This is a genomic window from Leptospira jelokensis, assembly GCF_004769635.1.
GTDB classification, from domain to species: Bacteria; Spirochaetota; Leptospiria; order Leptospirales; family Leptospiraceae; genus Leptospira_A; species Leptospira_A jelokensis.
Genome location: NZ_RQGH01000008.1, coordinates 81,413 through 103,292, shown reverse-complemented (window position 1 = coordinate 103,292; position 21,880 = coordinate 81,413). Strand labels below are relative to the sequence as shown.

Annotated in this window: 19 protein-coding genes; 11 read left to right on the top strand and 8 right to left on the bottom strand. The window is 38.9% G+C overall.

The features are described 5' to 3' along the window. Positions 1 to 45 precede the first annotated feature (45 nt). Positions 46 to 630: a Crp/Fnr family transcriptional regulator gene (locus tag EHQ62_RS02870; RefSeq protein WP_135640749.1), complete on the top strand. Its 585-nt coding sequence runs from the start codon at positions 46 to 48 to the stop codon at positions 628 to 630. On the opposite strand, the gene EHQ62_RS02865 is transcribed toward EHQ62_RS02870, so the two are convergent. From EHQ62_RS02865 to EHQ62_RS02855, 3 genes are all read right to left on the bottom strand, one after another. After that, on the bottom strand, positions 566 to 1,519 hold the full coding sequence (locus EHQ62_RS02865) for a type 1 glutamine amidotransferase domain-containing protein (protein WP_135640748.1): 954 nt from the start codon (positions 1,517 to 1,519) through the stop codon (positions 566 to 568). The genes EHQ62_RS02870 and EHQ62_RS02865 overlap by 65 nt on opposite strands. 101 nt (positions 1,520 to 1,620) lie before the next feature. After that, positions 1,621 to 2,652 carry an MBL fold metallo-hydrolase gene (locus EHQ62_RS02860; protein WP_208720606.1) on the bottom strand — a complete coding sequence of 344 codons (1,032 nt, stop codon included), beginning with the start codon at positions 2,650 to 2,652 and terminating at the stop codon, positions 1,621 to 1,623. A 54-nt stretch (positions 2,653 to 2,706) separates the two neighbouring features. Next, on the bottom strand, positions 2,707 to 4,569 hold the full coding sequence (locus tag EHQ62_RS02855) for a gamma-glutamyltransferase family protein (RefSeq protein WP_135640746.1): 1,863 nt from the start codon (positions 4,567 to 4,569) through the stop codon (positions 2,707 to 2,709). A 378-nt stretch (positions 4,570 to 4,947) separates the two neighbouring features. Here EHQ62_RS02855 and EHQ62_RS02850 point away from each other — a divergent pair, with 378 nt between their 5' ends. Both EHQ62_RS02850 and EHQ62_RS02845 read left to right on the top strand, forming a co-directional pair. Beyond that, entirely contained in the window at positions 4,948 to 6,000 is a 1,053-nt protein-coding gene (locus EHQ62_RS02850; RefSeq protein WP_135640745.1) for an SDR family oxidoreductase, read from the top strand. Positions 6,001 to 6,178: 178 nt separating this feature from the next. Further along, positions 6,179 to 6,769 carry a DUF4269 domain-containing protein gene (locus EHQ62_RS02845; protein ID WP_135640744.1) on the top strand — a complete coding sequence of 197 codons (591 nt, stop codon included), beginning with the start codon at positions 6,179 to 6,181 and terminating at the stop codon, positions 6,767 to 6,769. A gap of 113 nt (positions 6,770 to 6,882) precedes the next feature. Here the strand turns inward: EHQ62_RS02845 and EHQ62_RS02840 are convergent, their stop codons facing one another. After that, positions 6,883 to 7,488 (bottom strand): alpha-ketoglutarate-dependent dioxygenase AlkB family protein, encoded by a 606-nt coding sequence (locus EHQ62_RS02840; protein ID WP_135640743.1) that lies wholly within the window; start codon positions 7,486 to 7,488, stop codon positions 6,883 to 6,885. A gap of 154 nt (positions 7,489 to 7,642) precedes the next feature. Between EHQ62_RS02840 and EHQ62_RS02835 the strand changes: the two genes are divergently transcribed. From EHQ62_RS02835 to EHQ62_RS02825, 3 genes are read left to right on the top strand one after another with little or no spacing between them, the layout of a single operon-like run. After that, the gene (locus tag EHQ62_RS02835; RefSeq protein WP_135640742.1) at positions 7,643 to 7,879 is read left to right on the top strand and encodes a hypothetical protein; all 237 of its coding nucleotides are present in this window, start codon (positions 7,643 to 7,645) and stop codon (positions 7,877 to 7,879) included. Continuing rightward, positions 7,879 to 9,021, top strand: coding sequence for a suppressor of fused domain protein (locus EHQ62_RS02830; RefSeq protein WP_135640741.1), 1,143 nt, complete (start codon positions 7,879 to 7,881; stop codon positions 9,019 to 9,021). Before EHQ62_RS02835 ends, EHQ62_RS02830 begins: the two co-directional genes overlap by 1 nt. Before the next feature lie 60 nt (positions 9,022 to 9,081). Next, positions 9,082 to 9,663, top strand: a complete 582-nt coding sequence (locus EHQ62_RS02825) for a hypothetical protein (protein ID WP_135640740.1) — start codon at positions 9,082 to 9,084, stop codon at positions 9,661 to 9,663. Between the two features lie 333 nt (positions 9,664 to 9,996). Here EHQ62_RS02825 and EHQ62_RS02820 read toward each other — a convergent pair whose 3' ends face one another. Next, positions 9,997 to 11,016 (bottom strand): synaptic vesicle VAT-1 family membrane protein, encoded by a 1,020-nt coding sequence (locus EHQ62_RS02820; protein WP_135640739.1) that lies wholly within the window; start codon positions 11,014 to 11,016, stop codon positions 9,997 to 9,999. Positions 11,017 to 11,093: 77 nt separating this feature from the next. On the opposite strand from EHQ62_RS02820, the gene gcvT reads away from it, so the two are divergent. From gcvT to EHQ62_RS02795, 5 genes are all read left to right on the top strand, one after another. After that, positions 11,094 to 12,206 (top strand): glycine cleavage system aminomethyltransferase GcvT, encoded by a 1,113-nt coding sequence (gene gcvT, locus EHQ62_RS02815; protein WP_135640738.1) that lies wholly within the window; start codon positions 11,094 to 11,096, stop codon positions 12,204 to 12,206. Between the two features lie 15 nt (positions 12,207 to 12,221). Further along, complete coding sequence (gcvH, locus tag EHQ62_RS02810) at positions 12,222 to 12,614, top strand: glycine cleavage system protein GcvH (protein ID WP_135640737.1); 393 nt, start codon at positions 12,222 to 12,224, stop codon at positions 12,612 to 12,614. 16 nt (positions 12,615 to 12,630) lie between these two features. Next, positions 12,631 to 15,546, top strand: coding sequence for an aminomethyl-transferring glycine dehydrogenase (gcvP, locus tag EHQ62_RS02805; RefSeq protein WP_135640736.1), 2,916 nt, complete (start codon positions 12,631 to 12,633; stop codon positions 15,544 to 15,546). 14 nt (positions 15,547 to 15,560) lie between these two features. Further along, complete coding sequence (locus EHQ62_RS02800) at positions 15,561 to 15,890, top strand: (2Fe-2S) ferredoxin domain-containing protein (protein WP_135640735.1); 330 nt, start codon at positions 15,561 to 15,563, stop codon at positions 15,888 to 15,890. Positions 15,891 to 16,205: 315 nt separating this feature from the next. Then, positions 16,206 to 16,982 (top strand): c-type cytochrome, encoded by a 777-nt coding sequence (locus tag EHQ62_RS02795; RefSeq protein WP_135640782.1) that lies wholly within the window; start codon positions 16,206 to 16,208, stop codon positions 16,980 to 16,982. A gap of 39 nt (positions 16,983 to 17,021) precedes the next feature. Here EHQ62_RS02795 and EHQ62_RS02790 read toward each other — a convergent pair whose 3' ends face one another. The 3 genes from EHQ62_RS02790 to EHQ62_RS02780 form a co-directional block, all read right to left on the bottom strand. Next, positions 17,022 to 19,475 (bottom strand): C1 family peptidase, encoded by a 2,454-nt coding sequence (locus EHQ62_RS02790; RefSeq protein ID WP_135640734.1) that lies wholly within the window; start codon positions 19,473 to 19,475, stop codon positions 17,022 to 17,024. Continuing rightward, positions 19,472 to 19,984, bottom strand: a complete 513-nt coding sequence (locus EHQ62_RS02785) for a permease (RefSeq protein WP_244241606.1) — start codon at positions 19,982 to 19,984, stop codon at positions 19,472 to 19,474. The genes EHQ62_RS02790 and EHQ62_RS02785 overlap by 4 nt, the downstream gene beginning before the upstream one ends. Before the next feature lie 175 nt (positions 19,985 to 20,159). Then, the gene (locus tag EHQ62_RS02780) at positions 20,160 to 21,860 is read right to left on the bottom strand and encodes a hypothetical protein (protein WP_135640733.1); all 1,701 of its coding nucleotides are present in this window, start codon (positions 21,858 to 21,860) and stop codon (positions 20,160 to 20,162) included. Positions 21,861 to 21,880: the final 20 nt, after the last annotated feature.

Sequence of the window (21,880 nt, the reverse complement as noted above, 5' to 3'; positions counted from 1 at the left end):
ATTCACTGAAAAAAACATCAATTTGGTAAATGTAATGGGAATCCTATGAATCAAATGCAAACAGATGATTGGGCACGAATCATCAAAATTTTCCAATCCAAAGGCAAACTTGTAAAATTTAGGAAAAAAGAATTTTATGCAAAACAAAATGAAGCATTCGATAGCATTGGTTATGTGAAAAAAGGAGCTTTTAAACTAGTGTACCATAATGAGAAAAAAGAATGGATCAAATCCTTTCTCTTTGAAGGTGCATTTCTAGGAAGTATCCCAAGTACATTCCAAAAACAACCGAGTACCTATTCCATTATCTCTATGGAAATCTCTGAAGTATTTGTATTACCAATCAAAGTTTGGAACCAAATATTTGAAGAGGAATCTTCTTACCAAAAATTTCTCATTCAATTTTTAACAACCTTGTACTTAAAAAAAGAAAAACGTGTTTCAGATTTTTTGCTTTTGGATGCCAGTAAACGTTACCAAGAATTTATAAAAGAATATTATCCTCATGTTTCACGAATTTCCCAAATAGACCAAGCTGCCTATTTGGGAATCACAAATGTGGCACTTAGTCGGCTAATGAAACGTTCTTTTGCAAATAATCCTCTATCGCTTCCCAATACAGTTCGCTAAATTCATTTCCAGAAAATGGATTTTGAGACGTGATTAAATTTCTGTCTCGGATCGCATAACTTCGACCAGGTAAAAAGGAAGACTGGTATTCCATACCTAAATCTTGTAAGGCTCCAGAAATGTTTCTCAGTTTTGGTTTCCCTTTCATAACAATGGTTTCAATGAACCATTCTTCAATTTTAGTTACCGAATTCACTTTGTAACCTTTGAATAAAAAATTTTCTTTTTCCCCTTCTGAGCGTAAGCTGGTTAACAAAGCAGGTGCATGGCAAACAAGTCCGATCGGTTTCCTTTTTTCGTGAAAGGATCTGAGTAATTGTGGGACCTTTCCATCATACAGCAGATCCGTCATAAGACCTTGCCCACCAGGTACAAGAATTCCCACAAAGGTATGGTTGTCTTTCATTGCTTGTTCTAAGGAAATAGGTTTTTCGTAGGTAGGAAAGTTAGATAACAATCGAATTGCTTCTTCTTTTTCACTCTCCGATTGCCAATACTTATCCTTAGTACTCTCTGGATCAATGGTCGCCTTCCTACCCGATGGTGTGGCAAACACAATCTCGAATCCTTTTTCGTTTAACATTTTGACAGGGAAATAGAGTTCATTTAAAAAAACACCTGTTGGATGTTTTTTGACACCATCTAACAAGATCGTATCGGCGGCACTCATCACCACAAGTACCTTTGGTTTTCCTTTCGGATTTGCGATAAGTCCAGATGTTAAGACAGTTGCCAAACAGAGTGTTAACAAATAGAATTTAAGTTTACCCAAACCTCGAAATTCAGTTTGTTTGCCTGTTTTGTTTTTTTGAGGAATGGAAAGTTTCCCTGCTACTATTCTCGTTTGCGAATGGAATTCTCCATTGGTGATCTTTAATTGGTGTTTCATGTTCACTCCTTTTCATCTCTCGGCAAGCGAACCCATAAGGAAACTCGCTTACAGAATAGATTGTGGAATGATTCGGATTCCTTTTAACCTAGGTTAAAATGTTAAAATAAATCCATCGTTTCAAAACCTTGTAACAACTGCACTTTGATTTGGCCTTTCGATGTCCTAGTTAACAATTGATTCATATTCCCTTCAAAATCATCCCCCAGTTTTAAATTTGGTTCCAAAGGTTTGCTAAGTGGTTTGAAAAAATTATCCCAATGGATGGGAATGATGAGTTTTGGATTCAATTTTTGAATGGTTTCTTCGAAGTATTCTTCCTGGAACGGTTTAGGTTGTAAGGACAATTGGGCAATCCCCAAAAACAAAACATCGGCTTTGATTTGATCGTATGCACCCTTCACAAAATTTGTACTACTTTTGATCACAATTTTATGTTTCCCATGTTGGATATAAAAATCAAAACTTCCCCCTTCTATGTATTCTAACGCTTTTACCGGTTGGACTAGTGGTACTGTGATGTTAGGAAAATTGGGATCTGTCGCATTTGTTTTTCCTAAGATACGAAAGGGAGGTGTGTGTTTGGACTCTAAAACAGTGACAAAAAATTTTCCAAGTTTGAGTGGCTTTCCTATTGGAAACACTTCCATATTTTCTTTGTTTAAACCTGCACCAAGTCCCACATTGATTGTCGAGGATGAACCATATAACTTCGCATTCGTGAGTTTCGCAACAAAGGGTGCGTCCATAACATGGTCATAGTGTGAGTGGCAAACAAAAATTCCTTTTAATCGATTGATCTTTGCCTTCTCGATAACAGAAGATAGGATGGCAGGATCAGATTCTATTTTAGAAAATGCAGTTTTCCAAAGGGATGGCCTTGTAAAAAATCCATCGGTTAAAATCTGTGTTTCTCCATCATCTAACAAAATGGAGGTGGTTCCTAAAAAAGTGACTCTTACTTTTCCTTTTTGAATGGGATTACTTGGATTCTCATGAGGAAAATGTGATTCGTATCCTTTGAGATCACCAGAAGGGCGTAGGACACATTGTAAGTTTGCAAAAATCAGAATTCCAAATAAAATACAGCGAAGTAAAGTTTGTTTGTATCTATTTTTTATATCTAAATTCATTGTTCCTCCAATTTGTTTTCGAATCATTTTAACGAAATGTACAATAGCTCCAAATCAACGTCCTTCGGCAAATGACACTTCCCTCGGATCGGCAACCCCTAGGAGTCGTTTCTTCTGAACATCATTGATCACTGCACATACGGCACCAAAGTCATTATCCAAATTTCCTTTTTCGTACACTTTGTATCCTTTTTCTTTTAGTGAATTTGAGACGGTTTGGTAAAGGGATTCTTCCAATTCAATGCCTCCTGGACGATAGGCATGTGGAGAAAAACTATCAGGCCAGTTCACCGACCGAAACCTTGGGGCTTCCACTGCTTTTTGTGGGTCCATGCCAAACACAATCACATTCAGAAAGAACTGGATCATCGCTTGGCTTTGGACATCTCCACCAGGAGTACCAAAACTCATCCATAACTTTCCGTTTTTCAAAACCATACCAGGGTTAGGTGTAATCCGAGGACGTTTGCCTGGGTGTAAGGAAGAGGGATGGTTTGGATCCAATCGAAACTGAGTCATACGAATCCCGAGTGTAAGCCCAGTTCCTGGAACCATTGGCGATTGTGGAAAATCACTTGGTGTAAGGGACACCGCATTCCCTGAAGCATCTACGATGCTCACATAGGTAGTGTCTTTTCCATACTTGATTTCGTTTGCCGATTGGTCCTTATGATTGTGAGTGGATACTTGTATCAGTTTTGGTTTTTGTTTGGAAAAGGCCCAAGGATTTCCACTTGGTGGTGTTTTCCCAAAGGCTTCCTTTTGCAAAAGTTTCCGCCTCAATTCCGCATATTTTTTGGATAATAAACCATCCAAAGGGACAGCAACAAACTTAGGATCACCAAAATAGGTCTCTCGGTCGGCAATCACCAATTCAATCGCTTGTGCAACTGTATGAATGTATTCGGGGGAGTTATGACCCATCGATTTTAAATTTATTCCATCTAACAATTGCAAGACTATTGGAACTACAGGTCCTTGTGTCCAAGTTTGGTTTGATAAAATTTGATAGTCTTGGAATTCGCCTACCACTGGTTTTTCCCAACCACCAGTGTATTCGCTCAAATCTTCTTTTGTGAAGAGACCACCTTTTTCCTCATGAAGTTTGACAATGGCATCGGACACAGGTCCTTTATAAAAATAATTCCTTACAGCTTCTAACGCCTGTTTTCTGGTATTCCCTCTTTTTAAGGCTAACTTTTCTTCATTTGCCATCATCTTCCATGTTTTTGCCAAATCCAATCGTTTGGTCAACTCAGCTTCTCGGATACTGTACCACCATTTTTTTTCTAAATACACTTCCGAATTATAAGGCATCAGGATTGTGAAACCTAATCTTTTGTACAAAGGTAAATCTAAGTTTTTTACCAAAATACGATTAGCGGGGAACCCCTCTTCAGCTGTGCGAATCGCCGGTTCCACTAATTCAGAAAATGATTTGGTGCCATGATCCTGTAACAGGCGTACAATGACATCGGGAGAAGCAGGTAACAATTGAGACAAAATCGAATTTTTTGGCATCACATCATAACCTTTTTCTTTGAACCACTCGATTGTTGCTTTTTTTGGTGCTGTTCCCGCACCGATGTAACTTTTGACCTGGCCAGTTTTATTTTCATAAATCAAAGTTGGGGCAACGGAAGGAAAACTTGCAGCCTCTCCATTTGTTACATTTAATACAAGTAAGGCGGCTATGGCCGCATCAACTGCATTGCCTCCCTCTTCCAATACTTTGATTGCGGCCTTCGTTGCGAGTGGATTTCCTGTCGCTACCATAAACTTGTTTCCAACACTTACATCTCGTAAACTACCTTGTGGATCAACATATCCTGTTACGATTGGCCTTCGACTTCCTAAACAATGAATCAAAAGAAATAAAATGAATGTAAACTGGCTAACATTGATTATGATTCTCATAAAACCCCAGAGGATTGGAATGCATTAAACTCTAATCGAAATTTATTTCATGTCTAACTATTTTTTTATGGCGCCTTATCCGGCTCTACGCTGCAATCTTTGCTTCGCAAAGGATTTCCGCTGCGATCCGGGGCGTAGTTTGTTCGTTTAACTGTGATTTGTATGCTTTCGATGGATCATTGTCTTCACGCGAGAGGGATTTGTAGGACTTGGTCCCTCTTTGCCACATTGTGGAAAAGAGGGACGGGAGCGAACGCGGACTCCGGAAAAGCCCGACCCGTAGGGACTCGCCGAGGAAAAGAATACAAACTGTAATTTTGTTTTTTTATGCGAATGGAAATGTAGAATTTATAGTTTGCAATTGAGTCTAAATTGAAAATGAAATCGATCAATGAAAATTTGCCCGTTGTTGTCACTGGAGGTTCCGGATACATTGCATCCTGGATCGTAAAATACCTGTTAGAAGATGGAAAAAAAGTTAGGACAACTGTTAGAAGCCTAAAAGATACCTCCAAAATCCAACATCTATTGGATTTAAAAGAAAAGTTCAAAGATAATTTGACGATTTTTGAAGCTGACCTTATGGTTGATGGAAGTTTTGATAAAAGTATAGAAGGAACGGAGCTTGTCATCCATACTGCGTCTCCTTTTTTTGTGGCAGGTATCAAAGATGCACAAAAACAATTGATTGATCCAGCTTTACAAGGAACAAAAAACGTTTTAGAATCCTGTAATCGTATTCCATCAGTGAAACGTGTTGTGTTAACTTCTAGTGTTGCGGCCATTCATGGTGACAATATTGATTCCTTACAAGTTCCAAACCAAACATTTACAGAAGAACATTGGAATACCACGAGTAGTCTGAAACACCAACCGTATGCTTATTCCAAAACATTGGCTGAAAAAGAAGCATGGGAAATTCAGAAAAAACAAACTCGTTGGGATTTAATTACGATCAATCCTTCTTTCGTGATGGGTCCATCAGTATCCAATCGATTGGATGGAACCAGTGTGGAATTTATGAAAAATATGTTGAAAGGAATTTTTCGCACAGGAGTTCCTGATACAAAGATGGGATTTGTTGATGTTAGAGATGTTGCGAAGGCACATATCTTAGCAGGATTTACACCCAATGCAAAAGGACGGCATATCACATCGGCAGAAGTATTACCGATGTTAGGCATTGCCAAAATCATTAAAGAAAAATTTGGAAAAAAATATGCTGTGCCTACTGGCGTTCTGCCCAAACCCCTTGTGTATTTGATCGGTCCATTTTTTGGATTATCTTGGGGTTATACAAAAAATAATATTGGCCAACCTTTGAACTTAAACAATGAGTATAGCAAAAAGGATTTAGGTCTCACCTATCGTCCGTTAAAAGAAACGATTATCGATCATGTGAATCAAATGGAAAGTTCAGGATTCGTTTAAACTTTTAAACTTTTTTAGTGAAACTGCGAAGTTTTTTTAAAAATTTTCGCCAAGATTGAATTTCCAAAAGACATGCGTCCGGTTTTATGGTAGGAGTTCGGGCGGGAATTTTCTCCCACAAGCCCGCCTCCACCACCCAATGAGGGTGGGGGCCGGTACAAACCACATGAGACATAATATGCAATCGCTGGAATCGAATCCGTTTTTAGAACCTGATTACTTGCGGTTAGGAAATCCAAAACAACAGGAGTTGTGGGAAGATTTAGAAAAATGGAAAATTCTAAAAAACTTAATTGGGTTCAAACCAACTCTCGCTGGCACAATTCCGATCGATATTGATACAGAAACAAGTGATGTGGATATTTTGGTGAAATACAATGTCCCTTCTCATTTACAAAAAATTTGTTATGCAAAGTTTCGAAATTTTGCAAACTATTCTTTCTCTGAAAAAACGATTTCACTTCGCGTAACTTTGATTTGCCGATTTTCAACTCCCAAATTCAAATATGAAATATTTGGACAGTCTTTGGAGCCAACCGAACAATACGCTTGGATCCATATGATGGTAGAAAATCGGTTTTTAACTCTAGCAAACAATCATTTTCGCGAGACCATCAGGGAATTAAAACGAAGTGGTTTGAAAACCGAACACGCTTTTTGCCAAACCCTTGCACTCAAAGGGGATCCCTTCAAAACTCTATTGTTATGGAATCAAAAATCGGAGGATGAATACAAAGACTTATTATTGAAACAAGGTTTTCGATCATGATTTAGTCTGAGGCTGGATTGTATGGATGGAAGGAAGTCCAAAATCGTTTCCATCCTTTGGCGTGCGAATGGATCGGAATGACTTTTTTGATCCGTTATATTTCTAAAGGCCTTTTATATCGTACCAAATTGTCGAAAGGTTAAATTGATACGGGGTCTTTTGACTTTGAGTGCTTTGGGTAAGGAATGTAGCCAATGGTGTTGGATTTCACCTTGCATCAACAGAAGACTGCCTGGCTCTAAATGCAACTCTACTTTTGAGTCCTTCTTTTTGTGTTTGAATCGAAAGATCCTTTCCGCACCTAAACTCACCGATGCGATGCATGAGTTTGGTTTGAGAGAGGTTTCGTCATCGCTATGCCATGCCATCCCTTCTGAACCATCATGGTATAAGTTTAATAAACAGGAATTAAAGGATTCCTTGGTTTCTCTTTCCACTGCCTCTTTTAACTCTAGGAGTCCTTTGGACCAGGGTAATGCAGTTTTCGTAGTACCAGAATAACGATATGAAAATCCTTTGTCTGCATACCAAGCCACACTTCGTTTGGTTGTGATGTGTTTCCCGTAAAGGATGGCTTCATCTTGTTTCCATTCAATTGTATGGAGAAAGGTATCAAAATAGTACTCACTCTTTTCTAAATTCAAAAAATGAGGTAGGTAAGTAAGTCTCCCATCAAATGGTAATCGATTGGAATTTGTGACTTGGTGGAATAATTGCATCGTTTCAAAATTACCTGAGGAAGTTTCCAAAATGCAACCATTCAACCTTCCTCGTAATTGTGGCTACTGTCATCAGAAAACTCAGGAATTTCATCCTTTTTTGTCTAAAATTTTGGTTGGATTCCCTCCGATCCCAAAGAATCTATACGATAGTATGACCCCTACGCGAACGATACAAGCTTTCATCGATGCCAAAAAAGAGAACTCCACACCTTCTGAAGAAGTTTGGAACGCTTTAAAAGGATACCGCCAATGGAACGAACCAGAACTCATTGGACTTAGAAACGCTTCTGGGTTTTATCCAGAAATTTATTTTGAGCCTGGTATGGATGAAACCATTTCCAAACTGCTTGCGAAGTTTAAAGAGAAAGTGGTACCACATAAATTTTAATGAATCCCATCACTCCCAAAGTTTTATACCAAGAAGCAAATCCTTACGGCTCCTTCACAGCCTTTTTAGAAGACGATGGAAGGACCATTTATTTATACCTTCAATCACATAACAATCCTGAGTGGCCAATGAAAACACTTTGGGTTCGTAATACCATCGATGCACCTGATCAAAGAACCGAAGAAGACTTTGATTTGGGTCTTGCTCCCATTCTCACCAAATCTGAAGTCACCGATCCAAAAGCACAAAGCACTCTCACAGAAGACCAAATTCATTTCATTTGGTCTGAAGAAGGTGATGCAGTTGCATTATTTGTAGACGAAGAACTGCAGGCCTACCTTCCTTCATGGTCAGGTATCAAAGGCATTCACGGGTATTCAAAGTTTGCAAAAGAAGAAGCGCCCACTGCATCCCCTCTCGGTGATCCCGATCATGGTGTGATTGCAGAGAGAGTGAAAGGCAATCGTAAGTTTTGGGAATCAGTCGCTGAAAAAAACCATTGGAAAAACGCACAATCACTTCGATTGGAATTTTTAGAATCCAAACTTGGCAAACACCAAACCTATTGGTCAGCGGATGGAGGAAAGTATCCATCACTTGGGATCGCATCATTCCTTCCAAAAGAATTCCCAGAGATCAAAATTTTTTCTACCATTGGGATGAGCGTACAAAACCAACCGAGCATTGAACTTTACCATAAAGAATATGAAAACTTTTCCCGTATCGAACTCGTGTTTGCGATCCAATTATTAAAAGATGCTCCCGATAAATCAGAATCATGGATCCAACATGTTTTAGGTGAGATGGTAAAATTCCCTTGGAACACTGGAATCTGGTTTGGTCATTCGCATACGATCCAAAATCCACGCAAAGACCCAGACCAATTGTATTTGGATTTCAATTGGTTTGTCCTTCGTAACCTCACTGACGAACTCGACAAAGGGATTGTCGATGGAGTACCGGAACTAAACGGACTCATCACTGAGAATGGAAAACGAGCCAACTTTCTTTTTTTAACACCGATCTCAACGGAAGAACGAATTTGTTTTATGAGAGAAGGCTCACAAAAGTTTTGGGAGACTTGGAAACAAGAAGGATATAGTTTTTTTCATGATTCCGAACGCAGAATGTTAGAATTCTAGTTCCAAATCACAAAAAAAATCCGATTCAAACTCTAAAATCTGTCCGTTACTCAATATGATATGGCAGAGACGTATACAAAGTATTTCAATTTAGAGTTTGAACCCTTTTCTTTAGAAAGAATCCTCGAAGAAAGACAAGATTCCACAGGATTTTTCCTCTCTACCGTATTCCAGAAGCGGTTTTCAGAAGAAGTGAATCTAAAACGACATGAAGACCAGAAATTATGGATCCAATCGAAGAACCTTCGCTACGTAGTCCTCGATGGTATCCAAAAAATTTCAGATGAAAATGGAAGACTCGAACCAACCAACATCCTCTACTTACTCGTTTTTTTTGATTTTAATTCCATCACAGAGTATGGATTCGAAGAAGTGTGCAATGTTCTCATCAAACGATATGATTTGCCTTCGCTGATTTTAAAAATGCCGGAGAATGACCATTTAGAAATTTGGGGAAAGGATCATTCACGGAAAAGTTATAAGAATGTGATCCATCCTAACATCGAATCACTCATGAAAGCACTCTTTGATTCCATCAATAAGAAGGATCATTTCCAATTTATTGGTGTTGAGAGAGCAAATTCGGAGAGAAAATCAGGATTTTTAATGACGAGAAGGGGTTTTACAAGGGCAATCGCGTAATTTTTTCCGATTGTAAGCCCTATAAATGAAAAAACCCGCAGGTTTTGCGGGTTCACACAATCTTACTTCGATAGTTTCGAAGGAAGAATCGAATCTAAGTTATTTCTTAGATTTTTTCTTTGCAGCTTTTTTCTTAGCGGCTTTCTTTTTTGCGGCTTTCTTTTTAGCAACCATTGTGATCGTCCTTATCTTTTGATTTCAAAACACGGCTGTCCTTGGCAAACAGAGAGTGAATTGATACGACATAATTAAATCATATCATTTTAAATGTAAAGAAATTTTATTTTTTGCATGAATTTTTATTCAAAATAAAAAAACAGGCTAATACTCATTCTACGGAACATTGATAACAATCTTACCGATTGATTGTCCACTTTGCATTGTACGGAGTGCATCATGCATTGAATCGAATGAAAATTCATGTCCAATCGTTTGTTTTGGTAAAGATAACTTCATTAATTCCGAAAAATGTTTTCTAAGTTCATCAATTTCATTCCACAACCATATTAAATTGAAGCCCAACACTGATTTATTGTCTGAAATCATCGATAAAGGATCAATTTTTGGTCTCGTGAGGTATGAATAGGCAATGGAAAACCAATTTCGGAATGAATGAGATGGTGTGAAGTTAGCACTTCCATAGGTAACAAGCCTTCCCATCGGTGCTAATAGTTCATAACTGTCGTGAAAATAACGACCACCTAAACATTCTAAAACGATTTTTAATGGGGCTCCTAACAAAATTTTACGCATCTCTTCTTTAAAATTTGGTGATCGTGTGAGAAAAAAATCATAACCAACCTCTTTTAAGATCGAAAATTTACGAGAATCACCTACAAGACCGATGGCGATTGCTTTTTTTTTCTGAATGATATGACCTGCCATGATGCCAACACCACCGGCAGCACTATGAACCAAGACATGATCCCCTGCTTTCACTTGTCCAAGTGGAATGAGTGCATAGTATGCAGTGAGTGCTTGGACAGCAAAGGATGCACCATCTTGCATCGTCCAATCCTTCGGTAATGGGAAGATTGTTTTTTCTGAAATGTTGAGATGAGTTGCATACGCTCCGAATCTCGTGACACCAAAAACATTGTCACCAACCTTAAAATCCTTCACTTTTGGGCCTATTTTTACGATTTTCCCTGAAAATTCTAAACCTGGGATGAAACTTCCCTTAGGAGTTGCTGAGTACAAACCATAAACTGAAAATACATCTGCAAAGTTAAGTCCTATGGCTTTTACTTCGATCGTGACCTCATCATTCTCTGGAGGTGGTAACATTTCTTTTTTTCGGTGTAAATGATCGATGGATCCCGTTTTGTCGATTCGGTAGACGTCTCTTTGCATATTGGGTTAAAAAAAATTCAATTCCAGTACCATGAAACCATTTTTCTATGGTAGAAGAGTCTACATAAGAGAACACCGTGGAACTAAAACAAACACCCCTACACTCAATTCATAAAGAAATGGGAGCCAAGATGGTTCCTTTTGGCGGATGGGACATGCCTGTCCAGTATACTGGTATCATCCAAGAACATTTGGCAACACGATCGAACGCAGGTCTCTTCGATGTATCGCATATGGGTGAAATTTTTGTCACTGGTGATGCCAAAGAAGTTTTAGATTTTTTAGAATCGGTCACATGTAATACCATTTCATCCATGAAAGATGGCCAAGTGCAGTACAATGCTGTTGTGAACGACTTAGGTGGCCTAGTCGACGATATCACTGTTTATAAATTCAATGATACAAAGTATATGATTTGTTCTAATGCTTCCAACTACGAAGCCGTAACCAAACATTTACTAAAATATGTAAAAGGTAACGTTACTGTAGTTGATGATAGTAAAAATTGGCACCAAATTGCCTTACAAGGTCCAAAAGCGGATGCAATCTTCGCAAAATACTTAGGAAAAGATTTATCAAACATACTGTATTACCATTTCACTGAAATGAATTGGAGAGGAGAAAACATCATCGTGTCTCGCACCGGTTATACGGGAGAAGATGGTTTTGAAATTTATACTTCCAACAATTTAGGTGTCACTCTCTGGAAAGAGTTACTGGAAATCGGAAAGGATTTCGGACTTGTTCCAGTTGGGCTCGGGGCACGTGACACACTTCGTTTGGAAGCAAAATACCCACTCTATGGACATGAATTGAATGCCGAATGGACTCCAGTAGAATCGGGAATCAATTTTATCGTAAAGGAAAAACCAAAACCATATCTTGGGTATGACCGCATCATCGCTGATAAAAAAAATGGCCCCAAACAGAAAATCGTTGGGATCCGCCTCATGGAACCAGGGGTTTTACGAGAAAATTTTCCCATTTTTTCCCCAGATGGGAAAGAAATTGGCAAATCAACGTCAGGAACCCACTCCCCTAGCCGTAAAGAATCCCTTGGACTTGCCATCCTAGAGACTGAATTCGCAAAAAACCAAACGGAAGTATTTGTGGAGATTCGTGGCCAGAAGAAATTGGCTAAAGTAGAGACTGGTGCCTTCATCCAAGGCAGTGTCCGAAACAATCGTTGATGTAAGGAAAAAACCATGGCAGACACACAAGCTAAAGACGGATATTTTTATACAGAAAAACATGAGTGGGTGAAGGTAGAAGGTGATGTTGCACTCATCGGAATCACTGACTTCGCTCAAAACGCATTAGGTGACATTGTTTTCATCGACCTTCCAAAACCTGGAAAACAAATCAAAGCAAAAGATAGCCTTGGAACCATTGAATCTGTAAAAGCTGCAGAGGACTTATACTCTCCTATTTCAGGAGAAGTCGTAGAAACCAACGGTTCTCTCGGTTCCAACCCACAGTCTGTGAATGCAGAACCATTTGATACTTGGATGGTTAAATTAAAAAACATCCAAACATCTGAGTTAAGTGGATTATTATCTGCAGCACAATACAAAGAATACGTTTCGAAATTAGACTAATAGGAGTTATTTGCAAGTGAGTTCCGTACAACCTTCATCACCCATCCATTCCCCCTACGAAGAAACACTTGAACCAAGTGATACCTTCCTTCGCCGTCATGTTGGTGTGACAGAAACAACTGTTTCTGAAATGCTATCTACGATTGGGTATAAGGAGTTGGATGATCTCATCAATGATGCAGTACCCGAAAACATTCGGTTACGAAAGGAACTCAATTTACCAAAACCAATTGGTGAATATGCATTGCAAAAAGAGCTTAAAAAAATTGTTTCTAAAAACAAAATCTACAGATCCTACTTAGGTCTTGGTTATTATTCTTGTATCACCCCACCTGTGATCCAAAGGAACATTTTAGAAAATCCAGGTTGGTATACTGCTTACACTCCTTACCAAGCAGAAATCGCACAAGGACGTATGGAAGCACTCATCAACTTCCAAACCATGATCACAGACCTCACTGGGATGGAAATTGCCAATGCATCCCTTCTTGATGAAGGAACTGCTGCTGCAGAAGCAATGAATATGTTGTTTTCATTGAAAGATGATACTCAAGGAAAATCATTTTTTGTTTCCCAATCCGTTCACCCACAAACCTTAGATGTGATCCGCACACGTGCAATTCCTCTTGGCATCAATATTGTTGTGGGATCTTTCAAAAAGATGGTTCCATCCAATGATTTTTTCGGCGCGATTGTCCAATACCCTTCTACTGATGGAACCATTTATGATTTTAGTGAATTCATTGAAAGCCTGCATAAAGTTGGTGCCAAAACAGTTGTCGCTGCTGATTTACTAGCACTTACCATTTTAAAATCTCCAGGTGAAATGAATGCAGACGTGGTAGTAGGTACCACACAACGATTTGGATTGCCACTTGGTTTTGGCGGACCACACGCTGGTTACTTTGCAACGAAAGAAGAATACAAACGAAACATGCCAGGCCGTCTCATTGGCGTTTCCAAAGATTCACAAGGAAAACCCGGATACAGACTCAGTTTGCAAACTCGCGAACAACACATTCGTAGGGATAAAGCGACATCTAACATTTGTACAGCGCAAGTATTACTCGCAGTTTTATCCTCGATGTATGCTGTGTATCATGGTCCCAAAGGACTCAAACAAATTGCCTCTCGTGTCCACAGAATAACAACCATTCTTGCGACAGGACTTGAAAAGTTAGGATACAAAATCATTTCCAATCCATACTTCGATACGATTCGTGTTGAATTGTCTAAAATATCCTCTGCCGAAATCATACATTATGCAGAAGAAAGAGAAATCAATATAAGACAAGTTTCTGGTCATGTGATCAGTATCTCTTTGGATGAAACAACCAATTTAAAAGACATCAAAGATTTACTAGAAGTATTTAACGAAAACAAATCACTCCACTTCCCTTTAGAAGATCTAACATCAAAAGAAGAATGGAAAATTCCAGAACTTCTAGAGAGAAAATCTACTTATCTCACTCACCCAGTCTTTAACAGTTTTCATACTGAAACAGAAATGTTGCGTTACATTCGAAGACTCGAAGCAAAAGATTTATCGTTAACCACATCCATGATCGCACTTGGATCCTGTACGATGAAACTCAATGCTTCCACAGAGATGTATCCGGTTACCTGGCCAGAACTTTCCAATATCCATCCTTTTGTGCCAGAAAACCAAACAGAAGGATACCGAACTCTATTTAGCCAATTGGAAAAATGGTTATGTGAAATCACTGGATTTGCTGAGGTATCTCTACAACCTAACGCAGGTTCGCAAGGTGAATATGCAGGGTTACTTGCGATACGAAATTACCACCAAAGCCGTAATGACATGCACAGAGACATTTGCCTTATCCCTATCTCTGCGCATGGAACCAACCCAGCCTCAGCTGTGATGGCAGGTTTCAAAGTGGTTCCGGTCAATTGTGATATCAATGGAAACATTGATGTTGACGACTTAAAACAAAAAGCCAGCGAGCATAAAGACAAGTTAGGTGCTCTAATGGTCACCTATCCTTCTACGCATGGTGTTTTTGAAGCATCTATCAAAGAGATTTGCCAAACCATTCATGACAATGGTGGGCAAGTGTATATGGATGGTGCCAATATGAATGCACAGGTGGGTTTAACACGACCTGGTGATATTGGGGCTGATGTATGCCATTTGAACTTACACAAAACATTTTGTATCCCTCATGGTGGTGGTGGACCAGGTGTTGGTCCCATTGGAGTGGCCGAACACTTAGCTCCTTTCCTACCAGGGCATAGCCTTGTGGAAAATGGATCCAATAATAGCCAGTGGGCTGTGTCTGCGGCTCCTTGGGGATCTGCATCAATCATTGTGATTTCTTGGGCATACATTGCCATGCTCGGATTTGATGGACTTCGTTACGCAACAAAGATTGCCATCCTAAATGCCAACTACATTGCAAAAAAATTAGAGCCCGCCTTCCCTGTGTTATACAAAGGAAACAAAGGTCTCGTTGCTCACGAATGTATCCTTGATATGCGTGGATTCAAAAAAACAAGTGGAATCGAAGTGGAAGATATCGCCAAACGACTCATCGACTACGGGTTCCATTCACCTACTATGTCTTTTCCGGTTCCTGGAACTCTTATGGTAGAACCAACTGAATCTGAATCAAAAGATGAATTGGATCGTTTTATCGATTCGATGTTGTCCATTGCAGGGGAAATCAAGGACATTGAGTCCGGTGTCCTTTCTAAAGAGGATAACCCTCTGAAGAACTCACCTCACACAGCTGATATGGTGATTAGCGATGCATGGAACCATTCCTATCCAAGAGAACGTGCAGCATACCCACTTCCTTGGTTACGAACTCGCAAATTTTGGCCAAGTGTGGGTCGCGTCGACAATGTGTACGGCGATCGAAACTTGGTTTGTTCCTGCATCCCGATGGAAAACTACGTCGTTTCATAAAGACGAATTAACTTATGTTTTACGAAAAACATATCTTCGTTTGCGAAAACCAAAGGGCACCCGGCGAACGGGTGTCTTGTGGAAACCAAGGTTCCATTGAACTTCTTAAACTATTAAAACAAAAAGCAGCGAAGGCTGGAATCGAATACAAATACCGAGTCCAAAAATCAGGTTGTTTGGATCGTTGCGAACTTGGGCCCATCCAAGTTTCCTATCCTGAAGGGAAATGGTTTGCCATGAAAACTGAAGCTGATGTCGATACCATTTTAGAATTCTATTTAAAGACGAACCAACCTCAAAAGTACCAACATCTGATTGTTTCAGATGACAGAGTGAACCCATAACACGAACACAATGCACGCTTAACATGAACTTTTGTTAGGAATTTTTTTGGGGTTTTGAATTAAGGTTCGTCGATCGAGCAGATTTGTGGTAGGTTGGCGTCAATGGGTGGCGGGTGGATAACCCCACCCATTGTCAGGGCGGGGAGATAATTTCCGCAAATTCCCCCACAAATCCCACTTGACCAAATCCCCTACTCCACTCCAATTCCTCCACCTATGAAAAAAATTTCCCGAATCCTCTTTATCTTTTTCGTAACCCTATTCCTCCTCCTCACAGCAGTTGTCTCTGCGGTATACCTAATCAGTGGCAACCGCATGGGAAAAACTTTCACTGTGAACGAAACCCGAATCCCAAAATTCAATTCCCCTCAAGACCTTTTGGAAGGGAAACGCCTTTACCAATCTCGCGGTTGCGGTGATTGCCACGATGTTGATGGAAGTGGTAAAACTTTCATCAATGACCCAGCCATCGGGACAATCTCAGGTGCGAACCTAACAGCTGGTATCGGAGGGATACTCAAAGATCGGAGTGATGAAGAATTGGCAATTGCGATACGCCATGGTGTTGGCAAAAATGGACGAGCGCTTATCTTTATGCCATCCACTGATTTCCAAGGGATGACAAACGAAGATGTGGGTAAACTGATCGCTTACCTTCGTTCAACACCTGCTGTGAACAAAGAACAAGGGGAAATCAAACCAGGACCATTGGGTAGATTTTTATACTTAATCGGTGAAATTCCAATTCTCGTTTCAGCAGAACAGATAGACCATGATGTAAAACATTTAGAGAATCTGAAACCAACAGTCTCCTTAGAATATGGAAAGTATGTGGCAGCCACTTGCACGGGATGCCATGGCATGAAATTGGTCGGTGGACCCATCCAAGGTGCTCCTCCTGAATGGCCCCATGCACAAAACATTACAAAGGTGGGACTAACCCATTATTCCGAAAACAGTTTTATCCAAGCCATCCGAACAGGCAAACGTCCCGATGGCTCCGAAATGAAATTTCCCATGCCTTGGCAAAGTTTGTCAAAACTAACTGACACAGAACTCAAAGCAGTTTGGATGTACTTACAATCCATTTAAAGAAATGGATTGTAATCTACCACTTAAGCACAAGAGAACCTAATTTTCTTTTTCGAAACTCAGTTCCACTCCATTTTCAATTTCTTTGATGGATTGGAACTGTACTATTGAATTCCCTTCCAAGGAATTTGAAAGTTCCAAACTAAAACCTTTTGTTTTAATCATTTTACTACCAGGTGTCCAAGAACCTGTGAATTGTTTTACTTCTTTATCATTTAACTTTAGTTTTGCGACAAAGTCTTGCCCATTTCCGGAAATTTCCATTAGTAAATTTTGTGGACCAAGTTTTGGATTCCAATACATAGAAGACCACTTTCCTGTAAATTGAGTGGGCAATTCTTCTAAAGACATTGCTCTTTTTTTTACCATTTGTTTCGGTTCATTCCAAAAAACAGAAACAAAATTAGAGTCCTTAGACTCAGATCCAAATTCTGATTTGGAACGAACGGAATATAAGAATAAATCTCCCGATTTACCAGGGAAAGGTTCTGTATAATTTGTTTTTTTACCATCTACATTCGACACAAATTCCAACTTACCAGGTTTCCCATTTTGGATTGGTTTTCGGTATATGTAATATTCAAAACTATCCTTCACCGCATCCCATTTTAAAGACACTTGTTTGTCCTTTCCTACTGGATTTGAAACTAATTGTTTCGGAGCTGCCAGCGTGACTCCACCAGCCCGTTTTGTGAGACCAGGATCTGTTTTTCCAAACGCAACTTCACTTGGTTCCGCATAACCCATATCATTTGCCGCAATCACAGTATAAATAAATGATTTTCCATTTTGAATGGTTGTATCTGTATCTGTATACGAAGTTCCCGAAACTTCAAATTGGCCAGATGGTTCGGCATTTTCATCAAAACGAAACAGGAAATAATTTTTAGCACCAGGTGCTGCTTTCCAATTCAATTGAATTTTATTCGCATAATCTCCATTCGTTGCCGATAGCTGACTCACTTGGTTGGGTAACAAATTTTGGTTGGCAACTTCAACCGCAATGGAATCACTCCATTCAGTAGAAAGTTTCGAACTGAGCACTGCACTTACTTTGTAATAATTCACTTCACCCGATTTTGGTGAACCATCCACAAAATCAGTAGATTTCGTATTTCCAATGGTTTTCCATTTAAATGATGAGTCAGCTTTTGCAACAGAATAGTTTAACGCACCATCCACCTCAGACCATGTCAATTGTACACTGGTCGTATTGCCTGTAGAGAAAACAATTCCCGATAATCCTGCCACTTGGGTGACATTCCCATCGTTTGATGGCTCAGATGAGGTAAAACCTTCAACTTCCAAAGAAGCAACCGATACTTCTTCAGCTCCAATGGCCAAAATTCGGTACGCATAAGACGAATTAGGTGAAACTGACACATCAGTAAAACTTGGTTTATCAGAATATGCCAAGTCAAAAAAATCAGACTCTTCCTTCCTTTGGATTAAATAGGCAACAACAGAATCTTGGTGATTCCAGGTGAGTAAAATTTTGTTATCAAAATCTCCTTTGGATACTTTGATTTCAGTTGGTGGTAAAAGTGGTTTTTTTGTCGGACTTACATTGACCGTGGGTGTTTGAGTGTTTTGTGGTGCTGGTTCATCAATGATGGCATAGGTTTCTTGTCCTACTTTTGCAAGGATGGAATACGAAACCCAACCAAATCCTTTGTCACCCCAATTGGTTCCCCAAGAATTTTGTAATTTAAATGCACCTTTTTTGCCAGACTTGGATTTTTTGTTGTCATCATACCCAACAATTGTCATGGCATGCCCACCATAACTTTGCCCTCCATTGGCATCGTAAACAGCATCCCCTTTCAACTTGTAAAACGCGTCATCGATGATCATCCCTACCATCACAACATTTTTACCAGCTAATACGCGTTTAATTTCATCTGGATTTTTAAAATTCAATCGAGAAAAGGATTTAATTTTATACTTAAGAGCTTCTCTTTTTGAATCGGCTGAAGGTTGCGACAAATAATCTTTATCTGTGTAAGGCATGGAACTCCAAGGTGCCACTCCGTTTGACTTCAAAAATTCCATCGTTTTATAATAATACAATCCTTTGTCTTCACCACCATTCTGTTGGTTGTAGATAAAAGCTGGGGAAAACACATAATTCCCTTTCCCACCGGCAAAGGGAGGATCATAGGATGTACTTTGGCCGTTGTTTTTCAAAAGGTAGGATTTGATCGCATAACCGGTTGCCCATGCCACACAACTATTTTGCCTTCCTTGGTTCCCAACGGGAGGCATTTGTGAAGATAAATCAATGGAAGATGGTAAGTCCTCAAATGAATTAAAATCTCGTTTGAGAGGGATTGAATCTTGGACTTCTTTTGGACTGGGGATATACCCACAAGAAAAAGTACCTGGTTTACAACCCGGCGACCGTACGCTATTTGGATCAAATTCTTCTGCGACAATTGTATTGAACGAGATCAATACAAATCCGAGTAAAATTGTTTTGAGTTTGAGATTCATGGTTTCATCCTTTCTATCGATTCAATGATTGCTTTTTTTTCTTCCCATTCAGGTTGGTTGATTTCTTCTAAAGTATAATAAAACATTGATTTGGTGGAACTATACCGAAATTTAACAAAATTATAACTAATACCTGTGATTTGTTCTTCCGGGATTTTTTCATTCGACATTTGATGGATTCCCTTTTTGAAAAGCTCATTCATCCATTTTTGGTAAAGTTTTGGTTGGATTTCTTTTGTTTCTTCTAAAACCAATTTTCCATTTTTGATAATCTTTCGAGATAGAAAAATTTTTTTGACATCGGTGAAGAGATGAAACGTTTTTGCATAACGGAATTCTGGTGCCACCGCTCCAGAACTTTCTTCCCAGGTTAGATCCATTGGTTTCCAATTCCCTTTATGGTTTTTATAATTGATCTTTTGGATGGAAAACTGATTTGAATGCGTCTTTTTCTTAGATTGTTTGGAGGTAGAATGGTTTTTAGATTCTAACGAATTTGGATTAGCCACCACCCCTCCTCCGAATGAAAACCAAAAGGACAATGATAGAAATATCTTTACTAAGAATACCAAAGTGGATCGATTTCACATTGTTTTGGAAAGAAAACAAGACATTTTTTCAATGAAAAACGGTGTTCGAGGTTACTGAATGCTACTTGTTTGCAAAAAGGAAATTGGAATGGATTTAACTACTTCCAATTTCCGATTTTAACCATTTTTTCTCACCAATGGACTTCTTCATATTTTCAATGAGAGCCACAGAAATATTGGTATTGAGTTTCACCATATCTGGGTCTTCTGCCACAAGGATCATTTCATCAATGAGATAATCAATTAAGTTCTCTATCGATTTCATTCCAGAAGGGTCTGTTGCCATCGCAACTGTTGCTTGTGACACAGCTGTATAAATCGTTAAACTAATTTGTTTGGTAAGATTTGCCTGCATTTCTTTTGGAAGCAATGAAATGGGTTTCATATTTGCCGACACTCGTTCCGAAACTTCAGTTACCAAATTTTGGATCAGCGCTTGTAAGTTTGGATTTTGTGCAGACTTTGCTATATTTTTGATCGCTACCTTTTTTAACTCGGAACGGTTTTGGTCAATGGCATTTACCAATTGGTCGAGTGAATTCCCAGAACGAACTTCATTCTGCATCTCCGTTAAAATTTGGATGGTAACAATATCGGAAATTTCTTCTTTGATGATGTTGGAATAATAACGTAATGTTTTACTGATCAAATCATTCCCTAAAATTTTGGTGAATTGATTGGTTTGTAACATTAAATAAATTTTATAAACACGCACCAAACGAAAGAATCGAAACTCAACTACAGGGATAAGACCTAATACATCGTACCAATGGTAGATGGGATATAAAAACCATGCAATGTAGGTTTTATTTTTGATCGCGAGTAACCAACTGAGAACAAATTCAGCCAAAAAGAAAAAGAGAAATGGTGCATCTAACAACAAATAGTTGTTTACTGGACTTCCATCAGAAGCGATGGAGCGATAATAATTGAGAGAAAAATACTCTCTAAAATTTTGATTAAAAAAATCAATTTTTTGTTCTAACGATCTGTTTTGGTCTCTCCAAAACCATGCAAAGGCGACTACTGTTGAAGGAATTCGATCACGACCTAGGATTGGATCTAACTCCTGTCTAATTTTTAAATCTCTTGCCTTTGTTTTATGAGTTTGGTATTCGTTTTTGATTCCTGATTGGATTTCCAATAGGAATTGTGTTTGGCCAGACATTGCAAATGGATTGGTTTCAACAATCTCTAACATTCGTTTGTCCATTTTTTGGATGATGGATAAAATTTCTTTTGCTTCGTTTGTTTCAATGCTCAATCGATTGATAAAAGCATACTTTTCAGAAAGTTCACCAAGTGTTGTGATTTCATCCGTTTCTTCCATCACACTGAAAAAATCATTCAATTGGCTAAGGATCTCTTCTACTTTTTTCCTTCTGGTTTGTACATCTTCAATTTGAAGTGCCAATTCAAAATTAACATATAGGGCATCAAATTTTTCATTTGCCACTTGGGATTTTAGAGAAGTTAACACTTTATAAATTTCTTCTCTTGTATGTTTTCTTTGGGATTCACGAAACTCATCGTCACGTAACTGTGTGAGGTATTTTAGGTCATCCACCAAATCAGTGTAAGCTGTCGTTGTACGGTGAGGTTCGATTCCCAATATGGGTTTGTCATATAAAGAGAGGATTTCTGGAAATTTGTGGAAATAAAAGGGCCTCAAACTTAAGTAACTCAAATCAAATATGATAAGAGCTAAGTTTCCTAGGACAACAAACACCATGGTGATGTCCCATAAAAGAGGAATTCCCAATTTGTGTTTTTTGATCAAATCCCAAGAAATCATAATGTGACCAAGGGTAGACT